This is a genomic window from Desulfobacter sp. UBA2225, assembly GCF_002348205.1.
In the GTDB taxonomy this organism is placed as follows: Bacteria; Desulfobacterota; Desulfobacteria; order Desulfobacterales; family Desulfobacteraceae; genus Desulfobacter; species Desulfobacter postgatei.
In genome coordinates, this window is the sequence record NZ_DDYV01000115.1 from 1 (window position 1) to 8,639 (window position 8,639).

Genomic DNA, 8,639 nt, shown 5'->3' on the forward strand with positions numbered 1-8,639 from the left:
CGTCCACCAGCAGACCGATGGCCAGGACCATGGCAAACATGGACAATACGTTGATGCTGAATCCAAATGCCGAGAGTGTGCCAAAAGTTCCCAGAAGAACAACCGGCACCGCAATGGTTGGAATCAGTGTGGCCCTGAAATTCTGTAAAAACAGGTACATGACAAGAAATACCAGGACAATGGCTTCGATCAGTGTTTTGATCACCTCTTTGATGGACAGACGGACAAAGGGGGTGGTGTCATAGGGGTAGACGATTTTCAGCCCTTTGGGCATGAACACGGATAATTCTTTAACCTTATCCTTGACCCGTTGGGCTGTATCCAGGGCATTGGCGCCGGTGGCAAGGGTGATGGCCATGGCGCAGGCCGGCTTCTCGTTGTACTTGGTTGTAAACCCGTAGGACTCAGATCCCAGTTCCACGCGGGCCACATCCCTGACCCGGACCTGGGAGCCGTCCGGATTGACTTTGATCAGGATTTTTTCAAAATCCTCTGCGCTCTTGAGTTTGGACTGGGCCGTGATCACTGCATTAAGCTGCTGCCCCTCAACCGCAGGGGCACCGCCAAGCTGTCCCGAGGAGACATCGGCGTTTCTGGCCTTGATGGCCGCAGACACATCCGACGGCATGAGGCTGAAGGCATTGAGCTTTTCAGGATTAAGCCAGATCCGCATGGCATACTGGGCGCCGAATACCGTCAGATCCCCCACGCCCTGGACACGGGAAACCGGGTCGGCCATATTGGACTGGATATAGTCTGCAATATCATCATCGTTCATCCTGCCGTCTTCGGAGTACATCCCGGCCAGGAGCAGAAAGCTTTTCGTGGCTTTTTCCACGGTGAGTCCCTGCTGCTGAACTTCCTGGGGCAAAAGACTTTCCACTTTGGAGATCTTGTTCTGCACCTGGACCTGGGCAATATCGGGGTTTGCTTCCGGCTCAAAGGTAAGCGTAATTTCAAGCTGTCCCGAGGAGTCGCTGGCGGATGAAAAATATCTTAAATGGTCAATGCCGGTCAGCGACTGCTCAATGACCTGGGCAACGCTGTCCTCCAGTACCTGGGCCGAAGCGCCGGGGTAATAGGTTGTAACTGATATGCTGGGCGGGGCAATGTTCGGGTATTGTTCCACCGGAAGGGTCATAAGGGCAAAGACGCCGGCCAGCATGATGACTATGGCGATAACCCATGCAAAAATGGGTCGGTCTATAAAAAAACGAGGCATATTTTTATCCTGCTGTCATTTATTTTGGGTATCAGGAGTTGGCAGATGCGTTGAATTTCACGATTGTAACCTTGGCCTGGTCGCTGATTTTCTGCAGACCCTCCACCACCACCCGATCCCCGGGGGCAAGGCCGGAAGAGACCACCCACTGATCTTTAACCGCCTGAAGAACGGTGATATTCTGGGATTTTACGATATTGTCCTTATCCACAACCCATACAGAAACAGAGCCGTCCGCACTGCGGATCACAGCCTGCTGAGGAACGACAATGGCTTTATCCTGGCGGAACTGCGCCACCCTGGCACGGACAAACAGGCCCGGCAGAAGTTCCTTTTCAGGGTTGGGGAACAGTATCCTCAACTGGACCATCCCGGTGCCCTGGTCCACCGTGGCATCGGAGAACAGCAGTTTGCCCTGCAGGTCATAGGGGATGCCTTCCTTTCCCATGAACAGGCTGACCATGGAGTTGTGTTCAGAATTGTTCAGGCCTTTTTTAAGCGCCATGAGTTCCTCGCTGGACTGGTTCACGTCCACATAAATTTGGTCCAGGTTCTGGACCAGGGCCAAAGCCGTCTCCTGGTTGGCTGTCACCAAGGCACCTTCGGTGACCGATGACTTTCCAATGCGGCCGGATATGGGTGAAAAGACTTTGGTGTAGTCCAGGTTGATTTTGGCTGCGACCAGATTAGCCTGGGCAACGGCCACGTCCGCCCTGGACTGGGCCAGGGCTGCTTCAGTATCGTCATACACCTGGCGGCTGACACCGCCCATTTTTACCAGGCGGCTGTACCGGGCAAGCTTGGGTTCCACTGCCTTGACGTCAGCCTGGGCACGAACCAGTCTGGCTGCTGCGGATTCATATTCGGCCTTGTAGGTGGAGGGATCAATTTGATAAAGCTGCTGCCCTTTTGTAACCAAGCTGCCCTGGGTAAACATCCTTTTAAGGATGATGCCTGTTACCTGGGGGCGAATTTCAGCCACCTGGTATGCAGAGGTTCTGCCGGCCAGATCTTTGGTGAATATCACTTCCTGGGGCTTGACCGTATAAACGGCCACCTCAACCGGCGGACCGGCCTGGGCAGGTGCCTGCGGGGCCGAAGCCGGGGCCTGATCTTTTGGTTCCCCTGCCCAGGGCAAGGCAAGCTGTCCCGAGAAATACAAATATCCGCCGCCAATGAGTACGGCCGTGATAAAACCAAGCAAAAAACCCTTCATAACGATCTCTCCTGTTGCTTAAGTATACTTTTGTCCAGAAAGCGGACAATTTCCTGTTTGAGTTTTTCCAAATCCTGGAGCGCATCCTCCCGGTAAGTCAGGGACTCCAAAGGACCCACCACCGTACCGAAGATCATGGCTGCCATGACATAGGGGTCCGCATCCACAAACGCTCCTTGGCGCATGCCTTCCCTGCAGACATTGACCAGGGGGATGATAATGACCTCCATACGCTCTGTGACGGCATCGGCTGCCGAACGCTGACTCTGAATAAATTTAAAATAAAGTGGGTACTCCTTCTGGAAATCAAACACATTACCCACAAATCCATATATTTTTTCCATGGGCGGGATATTTTTCTCAAATATTTTGTTTGACCCCTTTTTAATGGGGATAATCACAGCCTCATGGACAGTGTTCAACAGGTCTTTTTTGTTTTTAAAATAATTGTACACGGTTCCTTTGGACACACCGCACCTGAACGCCACCTTGTCCATGGTAACGGGTGTCCCTTCATGGATCATTGCCAGCACGGTTTTTACCACTTGCTCCTTGAGCAGACGGTTCATCATCTCTTTTCTTCTTGTGGGCAAATTCATTGAATATTTCCTTGGGTTGTCCCCGCCATCATTCCTGTGGGAAAAAACAAAAACATCTCCTGACTATATCGGTTAAAGAAATGACCAAATAGTCAGAAAATGACGTTCGGGTACAATAAAGACGAAGGCCGTTTCTGTCAAGGGTATTTTCACAGCCTGTAATTGCTATCCTGTCTTAATTCTTGACAAAAAAAAAGGCGCTATCATGCTGACCCTCATTGAAAACCGTTCCGGGGTTTATGATTATATCATCATCACCAAGGACGGTTCCCGGACATTTACATTCAGCAGTGCCCAAAATATCCCATACAAAAATGACCTTGTCCAATTTTATGCGCCGGGCGGGCAGGTGGATGTAAACTCATTCAAATTGATAGAAAAAAGATATATGCAGAAGTATTTGCAGTAATGATTTGATGTAAAAGATAACAATTCCAAAAACTTAAAAAAGCGTACATTCAGACAAATGAACTTCTCGAATGTACGCTTTTTTTCGCGTCTTTTAATGATCTAATGCAACCTCATGGGCAAGCAGATCAGCAGCTTCTTTCACATTCATCCCTTCATGTATCAAGGCATAGACCGCTGACAGCAATGCGGTGGGGTGCGGGCTTTGCCACACGTTTCTTCCCATGACGATGCCTTTGGCACCGCCCTGGAGCGCACCAGATATCATATTTAACGTATCAAGATCCGTTTCACATTTGGGCCCGCCGGCAATCATCACCGGCACAGGGCATCCGGCCACAACCTTATCAAAATCGGTTTCCGTATAATAGGTCTTGATGATATCCGCCCCGTGCTCCGCACCAACCCTTGCACCCAGTGCAATGAATTTGGGATCTTTTTTCTTGTCTTCATTGGTTTTTCCCAGACCAATCACCCCTAAAAGCGGCATATCCCATTTTCGGCATTCCGTTGCCATCCGGGCCATACTGATCAGGGTTTCATGCTCATATGCCGAGCCCACAAACGCGGTGGTTGCCATGGCATCCACGCCAAGCCGCAAGGCCTCTTCGGCATCTGCGGTTTGACCCTCCCGGGTCAACTCGGGCCCGGCAATGGTCGCCCCGCCGCTGGCGCGAAGGATAACCCCCGGATCTCCTGACGGGTCAAACGCATGGGTATATATGCCTTTGGTCATAAGCCAGCAATCAACCTTGTTGGTAGCATCCAGCGTTCGAATCGTACCGGCAATATCCACAATACCGGTCATGGCACCAAGCGCCATGCCGTGATCAACCGCAAGGACCAAAGAACGTCCCGTTTTTTTATTAAGAATTTTTCTCAGCCGTCTTTCTTTTCCGTTCATAAGATGACATTCCCTTTCGTATATTAAAATTCGACAATCCCACGAATCATTTGCTGGTTCTTGGCACACTCTACGGCTTCTAAAAAGGTATCAAGGGTAAACCGGTCCGTAACGAGGTCATCGACGGTGATTTCATTGTTTATGATAAGCTCAAGGCTCTTTTTGAAATCGCGGGGTGATGCCGCAAAGGTCCCGGTTAAATTTATTTCGCAGTAATGAAGCCATCTTGGATCCACCGATATGGTTTGGCCTGCCGGAGGCCCGCCGAAAATATTAAATGTGCCGCCTTTTCTGGTCAGCTGTAAATTTTCCTCAATAACCGACGGGATACCCAGGGATGCAATAACGGCTTGTGCACCTTTCTTGTCGGTCAGCTTCATTATTTCTTCAATGTGATTTGTCTGCGTTGGATTGATGCAATGGTCTGCGCCCATATCTTTAGCAATCGCCAGCCGGTTTTCCAGTAAATCAACAACAATAACAACAGCACCCATCCACTTTGCCAGTTTCAGGTGCATGAGCCCCATGGGGCCGGCGCCCAAAATCACTACAACCTGGTCAGGTCCCACCTTACAGGTTGACAGGGACGCCATGGCGCATGATAAGGGCTCGGATAAAACCGCTTTATCAAACGGCACATCATCCGGAATCTTTATGACCCCGCCAATGTTCACAATCTCTTTAGGAAGACGCACATATTCGGCGAAACCACCTTCAATACCGTGGGCCAACCCGAATTCGTGCTCACATAAATTATGCCGCCCCTGGCGGCAGTAATAACACTGCCCGCAAACGGCAATGGGATAAACCGCCACCCGGTCACCGGGTTGATACGCCGTAACGCCCTCCCCTATTTCAAATATCTCACCCACCACCTCATGCCCCAAAATGGTCGGCAAGTCCTTGGGAAGCCCTTGACCCAGCAAGGTCTTAATGTCTGTGGCGCAAATGCCGGACACTTTTGTTTTTACAATAACTTCTCCGGCGCTTGCCGTTGGTGTGGGATATTCTTCAATGCGAATATCATCTTTTCCATAAACTACTGCTGCTTTCACGAATGAATTCTCCTATTTTGAATGCTTACCGCGAATGGTTGTCATAAGAGACCTTAGCTTTGCGGCATCTTTCTTTCCGCGGGTCGCTTCCACGCCGGAACATAAATCAATGCCGTAGGGGTTGATCCTGTCAATGGCCTCTCCTACATTGTCCGGATTGATCCCGCCGGCCAGCCAGATAGGCAACGTACCGCGCATCGAATCCATCAGTTCCTTAACGATGTCCCAATCCGAAGTAACGCCCGTGCCGCCAAATTTCATCGCTCCTTTGGACAAGGCGGCGGTATCGAAAAGAAGGGCGTCGACACCCGCTGTCACAGACGTTTGAGCCGTCTTTTGAAAATCTTTTAGATCCACCGCTTCACCCGCCTGGGGCAAATGGAGCGATTGCCAGATTTCAACCTTCGGATAAGTCTTCTTTAAATATGTGACAAAAGAGGTTTCTGCCAAGCTTAAAAATTGTACGGCAAATGGGTTCAGTTGCTCAATAAGCGATTCAACACGCGTTGATGCCATATTGTAAACCAGGGCCACCGCCGGAATGGGGGGAGACGAAAAGAGAGGATTAGCCGCTTCAATGGTCAAAGACCTCGGGGAAAAATCGACCTCCACCACCACGCCAAAAAAATCAGCCCCTTCACGGGCAGCCATTTCGGCATCTTCCATATTGGTGGTGCCGCAAATTTTGGCTTTGTAACCGCTTGTCATAAGAATTATCCTTGAAGCCAGGTATCATTTATAAAGGTTCTTTCAACACCGTTTTCCGTAATCGTACCGCCTATGTTGTCAACTTCGGTTTCTATAATGCGCGTGTCCGAAATGTTTTTTGCTTTAAGGTATTTAAGCGCCCGATCATATGCATCCTGATTTCGGGTCAATGCAAAAACCGTGGGTCCCACGGAACTCATACCGGCGACCTCAATCCCCATCCCCCGAAAGGCATTAATATAGCTGTATATGGGCGTTCCAAAAGCACCGTGTTGTTCGCACTCGGCCCGTTTGGATCCCATATGCGTCAGTTCAAACAGGGCATCGCCCATCTTTTTAAGATCATTTCGAATCATTGCGGGTATCATGTCCAACAAGACAATTTGTGCCTTAGCGCCAACCTGAAGCGCATCAAGGGTTCTTGCCCGTCTCATTAAAAGCTCGACTTCGGATTCGGCAGCGGTCTCCTTTCCTTGGAATTCGTCCTCCAGGGTATCAACCTCCGGGATGAACATCAGCACCTTGGTGTCCGGCAGTGCCACACGCTGAACCAGCACCAGGTCATCACTGGCAACCACCCAGCCACCGTTGATACTCACCATGGCACCGATACCGGTTTCAAAGGCCGGAAGCAGATATTGTTCATTCACAGGGCTCTCCTCACAGGAGTGAAATCCCATAATCCGCCTCAGTTCCCACCCATAAAAAGGCCTGCCCAGGACTTCATTCATACCGATACACACGGCACACATGGAACCGATGGAAGAGCCAAGCCCCACATGCCGGCGCTTATGGTCTTGAAGTTCTATTTCAAACCCACCGTCATACCCCAATAATTTTTTAAAAATATGTCCGTAATGCGCCATGATAAGTTGGCGTTCGCCTGTGGTGCGAATAACCGGCTCGGGAATCGACTTCACCTTTGCATAAAAATAGACGCCGATACTCACACCAAGGCCGCCGCCACCGGGGCGGTTCAAATTGAACCGGTTCATATCAAACACGTTAAGATGAAGCCTTGCCGGCACCTTGACATCTACTTCCCTGCTTTCAACATCTCCAACCTGTCGTGGTTCAAGGCCCATCTTCTCATAGGAGTGAATAAAATTTTCGTCCCCAGGCTCAAACTCCTCCAACACCGTGGTCACTTTATCAAATCGGCCGCCTACAATGTCAATTTCCACCTTCTGTTTTTGTTGCTTTGAAGTCTGACTGTCCATTCGGTTCCCCTTTGCTTGAAAATCGTTAATTAGGCTGTCAAAATATAGGCTGTCAAAATAGGCGGATAGCATACTTAAATAGACAATTCTCGTCAAGACATCACAGTGTCTCCTCAGGGCAAACGCATTTAAATTGTATTGACTCCAAGCACTTTGGTACTCACCCGCTAATGCTTTGATTATGATTTTGGTTCTTCCAATACTCTGTAATTCCATGAAAAACAGTGGGTGGAGGTAATGGACTTGTTCTTTCCAACCATCCGAAATAACAACTCAATTCTAAATCAAAGTATTAGCGGGTGAGCACCATCTTTCTGACCACCCATTATATTGAGGAGGCGGAGCGGTTATGCGACCGAATCGCATTCATCATGTCGGGCCGTATTGTCCGGGTCGACACCGTTGCGAACCTTGTTCAGCCCATTCGTGAAAAACATGTGATGCAGATAACCTGCGCAAACGGCGTGAATAATTTTTCAAACCGCCTTGCAGAGGAATTCCCCGGCCAGAATTTTACCAGCCCGGAGCCCGGAGTAATCCAAGTGGAGGCTGATTCGCCTATTCGAGTCGGGCCGCTGGTGCGATTCCTTGAGGATAGCGGGGCCGAGGTAGCGGAGGCCAGAAGAATCAGACCAAGCCTTGAGGATGTCTTTGTCCAGATCACCGGGGTCGGTGCGGACGTCATGCGCAAGGAAAAAGAAAAATTAGGAGGAAACAAATGAAACGCTGGATTGCTTTCTGGAATATACTGGCCAAGGATTTCCGCACCTACTATCTGAAGCCGCCGAACATCAGTTGGGGGCTTATCTTTCCCCTGGCCTGGACTGGCATGTTTTTCATCAAATCCGGAAAAGGTCTGGAGAGTATTTCTTCGATACTCCCGGGGGTGATTGCCCTGTCCATTTTGTTCGGCACGACCTCCCTGCTCGCGGTGACCGTGACCTTTGAGAAAAAAAACCGTTCCTTCGAGCGGCTGTTGCTGGCCCCCATCCCTCTTGAACTGCTGATGCTGGCCAAGACCAGCGGAGCTATTTTGTTCGGGGTGGTCAACGCCTTTGTGCCCATACTCATGGCGGTGTTTCTGATCGACCTGGGCCATGTGGACTGGTTGGTCTTTGTTCCGGCGGTTTTTCTGATCTCCGTGGCGTCGACCTTTCTATGCCTGTTTATCGCGGTGGCGGTCAGCGAGGTATTCGAGGCCCAGACCTTTTCCAATTTCTTCCGTTTTCCCATGATTTTCCTGTGCGGATTGTTTTTCCCCATCAGCGCGCTTCCCCTGACCCAATGCCGTTGACTTAAGAAATCCT

Annotated in this window: 10 protein-coding genes; 3 read left to right on the top strand and 7 right to left on the bottom strand. The window is 50.1% G+C overall.

The features are described 5' to 3' along the window. The 3 genes from B3D59_RS06225 to B3D59_RS06235 all read right to left on the bottom strand — a co-directional run. Positions 1-1,222: efflux RND transporter permease subunit (locus B3D59_RS06225; RefSeq protein ID WP_286818457.1), on the bottom strand; the 1,222-nt coding region annotated here is incomplete at its 3' end. A 31-nt stretch (positions 1,223-1,253) separates the two neighbouring features. After that, positions 1,254-2,438, bottom strand: a complete 1,185-nt coding sequence (locus B3D59_RS06230) for an efflux RND transporter periplasmic adaptor subunit (protein ID WP_286818458.1) — start codon at positions 2,436-2,438, stop codon at positions 1,254-1,256. Next, the gene (locus B3D59_RS06235; RefSeq protein ID WP_286818459.1) at positions 2,435-3,037 is read right to left on the bottom strand and encodes a TetR/AcrR family transcriptional regulator; all 603 of its coding nucleotides are present in this window, start codon (positions 3,035-3,037) and stop codon (positions 2,435-2,437) included. Before B3D59_RS06235 ends, B3D59_RS06230 begins: the two co-directional genes overlap by 4 nt. A gap of 205 nt (positions 3,038-3,242) precedes the next feature. Between B3D59_RS06235 and B3D59_RS06240 the strand changes: the two genes are divergently transcribed. Beyond that, entirely contained in the window at positions 3,243-3,446 is a 204-nt protein-coding gene (locus tag B3D59_RS06240) for a hypothetical protein (protein WP_286818460.1), read from the top strand. Positions 3,447-3,539: 93 nt separating this feature from the next. On the opposite strand, the gene B3D59_RS06245 is transcribed toward B3D59_RS06240, so the two are convergent. The 4 genes from B3D59_RS06245 to B3D59_RS06260 are packed head-to-tail and all read right to left on the bottom strand — an operon-like array spanning position 3,540 to position 7,332. Next, positions 3,540-4,349, bottom strand: coding sequence for a class I fructose-bisphosphate aldolase (locus B3D59_RS06245; RefSeq protein ID WP_286818461.1), 810 nt, complete (start codon positions 4,347-4,349; stop codon positions 3,540-3,542). A gap of 23 nt (positions 4,350-4,372) precedes the next feature. After that, on the bottom strand, positions 4,373-5,404 hold the full coding sequence (locus B3D59_RS06250) for a zinc-dependent dehydrogenase (RefSeq protein ID WP_286818462.1): 1,032 nt from the start codon (positions 5,402-5,404) through the stop codon (positions 4,373-4,375). 12 nt (positions 5,405-5,416) lie between these two features. Continuing rightward, positions 5,417-6,112, bottom strand: a complete 696-nt coding sequence (locus B3D59_RS06255) for a phosphoribosylanthranilate isomerase (RefSeq protein WP_286818464.1) — start codon at positions 6,110-6,112, stop codon at positions 5,417-5,419. A 5-nt stretch (positions 6,113-6,117) separates the two neighbouring features. Further along, positions 6,118-7,332 (bottom strand): sugar kinase, encoded by a 1,215-nt coding sequence (locus tag B3D59_RS06260; protein ID WP_286818465.1) that lies wholly within the window; start codon positions 7,330-7,332, stop codon positions 6,118-6,120. A 299-nt stretch (positions 7,333-7,631) separates the two neighbouring features. Between B3D59_RS06260 and B3D59_RS06265 the strand changes: the two genes are divergently transcribed. Beyond that, positions 7,632-8,054, top strand: coding sequence for a hypothetical protein (locus B3D59_RS06265; RefSeq protein WP_286818466.1), 423 nt, complete (start codon positions 7,632-7,634; stop codon positions 8,052-8,054). Beyond that, positions 8,051-8,626, top strand: a complete 576-nt coding sequence (locus tag B3D59_RS06270; RefSeq protein WP_286818467.1) for an ABC transporter permease — start codon at positions 8,051-8,053, stop codon at positions 8,624-8,626. The genes B3D59_RS06265 and B3D59_RS06270 overlap by 4 nt, the downstream gene beginning before the upstream one ends. Positions 8,627-8,639 lie beyond the last annotated feature (13 nt).